We start from the raw sequence: 2,969 nt of genomic DNA, 5'->3' as shown, positions 1-2,969 counted from the left end.
ACAAACTAAATCGAAGATATTTCGGAGACAAACTATTCGAAAGGCTCATTATTGCTAATATTACAGCAGTATGATTAAAAACGGATATACATAAATGATTTTCAATAAAAACAAACCTGAAAACTTAAAAGGAAAAGTATTTTTCATCAATGCGGATAAGGAATATTTAGAAGGTAAAAAACAGAATCATTTACGTCCAGAAGATGTTGAGAAAATTCATTATGTATTTACCAATAAAATCGAAGAACCAAAATATTCTAAATTAGTTTCTTTAGAAGACATCGATAAAAACGAGTTTACATTAAACATTCGTAGATATGTAGACAATACGCCTGCACCCGAACCACACGATGTAAAAGCACATCTTAACGGTGGTGTTCCTGTGGTTGAAATCAATCAAGTACAAACCCAGTATGCCGACAAATTCAATTTTGATACAACTCAATTCTTCAATGAAAAAGATGAAGCGTATAAGCTATTCGCTATCGAAGAACAAGCGGAAATAAAAACAAGCATTGATAACGATCAGAACATTACAGCTAAACGATTAGAATTAGGTTTGCTATTAGCGGATTGGTGGGATAACGCAAAAGATGAATTTTCAACTTTAGCACCAATATCAGACTTAGATAATTCTGTGGTGGAAGAAGCTACAATCGGATATTTATCGCTATCCAACGAAAAGTTCCCAAAAGTGCGTAAAGCATTATTGACTTCTATGGTGGAAAAGTTTGCTGCAATTGGCGTATTAGATAATTTCCAAACGGCAGGGGTTTTTGTCAATTGGTGGGATAACATCAAATACGATCTGAAAACAATTATGCAAAATGGTTGGGATGCATCGTTAATTCCTGATGAATATTTAATTGAGGCGTATTTTCAAGAATTAGCTAACCAAATAGAAGAGAAAGAAATCGAATTAGCAGATGCAGAAAATCAACTAAGTGAAAAGGTAGAAAATATTTTAGATTTCTTAGAATACGAGGCGGATGAAGAAGAAGGCGAAGTAAAACTTACTCCGAAATTAGCCAAAGATCAATTAAAGTTAGAATTGGATTATCTGTTAGAAGATAATACCGACAAAGAGCGTATAGCTTCATTACAAATTGAAGATGCAGCAATAAAATCAATAGAAAATAACATCAAATCCATCAAAGCAGATACCAAAGAGTTAAAAGCCGAATTGGAAGTGAAATTATTGATTAAGCGTTTTGGTGTAGATGATTTGAAGAGAGAGAAACAAAACTTGCTAAACGAAGTATTGAAGACAGAATCAATACTTAATAATCAAGTAGAAGAATTCATCCAATTCATTAAAGCTGATTTAAAGAACACGACAAATTTTGACAACATCAAAAAATCAGTAGATGCTTTATTGAAAATTGTAAAAAAAGAGAATCCTTCAAGCTTAGAGGTAAATGCAATTACCAAAGCTAAAGATGAGCTAAAGAAAATTACCAAAGAATACAACGCCAACGCAAAAGACAAAGAACTATTGCAAGCTTATCTGGGTAAATTAGATGCACAGTTAGAAGAAATTGGTGGAGTAATCACAGAGCAAGAAGCCAAAGACATTATTCTGAAAAAACATTTCGATTTAATCAATACACAACTAAACCGTTATGTAGACAACGAACAGCGTGCTTTAGTAGCTGCAATCGAAAACTTATACAGCAAATATGCCATTTCTGCCAACGCTTTAGAAAAAAGCCGTAACAAAATTATGGACGAATTAAACCAATTTCTAACAGATTTAAAATACTTGAATTAATGGAATATTGGGAATCAGAGATTAAATTATCAGATCTAATGAATAAAGGTATTATTTCATTAGGTAGAGGTCGTATCATTTCATCAATAGATTTACAGAAGAAACCTGGTGTTTATCCAGTTTATTCATCATCTTCACAAAAAGGTGGCTTATTTGGTTTATATGATGAGTTTGATTTTGATGAAGAATTGCTAACGTGGTCTGTTGATGGTGGTGGTCATTTTTTTTATAGACCAAAACATAAGTTTTCAGTAACTAATGTTTCAGGTATTTTAAAAATTAATGAACCAATTTTTGATTACAAGTTTTTGTATTATTCATTAGTATATCAACATTCGAAAGAGGTTTTTGATTATGTTGATAAGGCACACCCTTCGGTAATTAAAAAAAGATATAATGTTCCAAATATCTCAATTAACGAACAAAAAAAGATTGCAGAAATCCTAACAAAAGTTGATGAAGCCATTGAGAACACTGAAAAGCTTATCCAAAAATACGAGCGAGTTAAAGTGGGATTGATGCAAGATTTACTAACCAAAGGCATTGATGACAACGGCAACATTCGCTCCGAAGAAACACACCAATTCAAAGATTCTCCTTTAGGACGTATCCCTGTGGAATGGGATTTTATTGAAATTGAAAAATTAATTAATAAAAATACTTCTATATCATACGGTATTGTGCAAACTTTCGAAAATGTAGAAAATGGAGTTCCTGTTTTACGAACATTAGATTTAAAGGAAAACTCAATTAATGATTTAAATAATTTACTTAGAACTAAGAAATCAATTGCAGATAGATATAAAAAAACATATTTAAAAGCTGGTGATATAGTAGTAAATGTCCGTGCATCTGTTGGAGATTTTAACGTGATTCCTATTGAACTTGAGGGTATTAATATAACTCGAGGTGTGGCGAGAATATCATTGAGAGATGAATTTAATCCTAATTTTTATACATATTTTTTTAATTCCGAAGTAAATATGAATAATATGTTAGATCTTATAAAAGGGACTACTTTTATTGATATAAATATGAAAGATTTAAGAAAATTATTAGTGCCTATTTTGGATTTTAACGAACAAGATAGAATTTCATTTTATATTTCGAAACAAATACAGTTAATAAAAAACGAAAAAGTAATTCTAAATTATGAATATCCGTAATTACACATAATTTCGTATATTTACTTATAATT

The 2,969-nt window shown here is 30.8% G+C and carries 2 protein-coding genes; both read left to right on the top strand.

What is annotated here, in order from left to right:
* Positions 1–94 precede the first annotated feature (94 nt).
* On the top strand, positions 95–1,771 hold the full coding sequence (locus tag B0B05_RS16125; RefSeq protein WP_076784592.1) for an N-6 DNA methylase: 1,677 nt from the start codon (positions 95–97) through the stop codon (positions 1,769–1,771).
* Positions 1,771–2,937: a restriction endonuclease subunit S gene (locus B0B05_RS16120; protein WP_076784591.1), complete on the top strand. Its 1,167-nt coding sequence runs from the start codon at positions 1,771–1,773 to the stop codon at positions 2,935–2,937. Before B0B05_RS16125 ends, B0B05_RS16120 begins: the two co-directional genes overlap by 1 nt.
* Positions 2,938–2,969 lie beyond the last annotated feature (32 nt).

This window comes from Epilithonimonas bovis DSM 19482 (assembly GCF_900108115.1).
Taxonomy (GTDB): domain Bacteria; phylum Bacteroidota; class Bacteroidia; order Flavobacteriales; family Weeksellaceae; genus Epilithonimonas; species Epilithonimonas bovis.
This window is presented reverse-complemented; position numbering and strand designations above follow the sequence as displayed.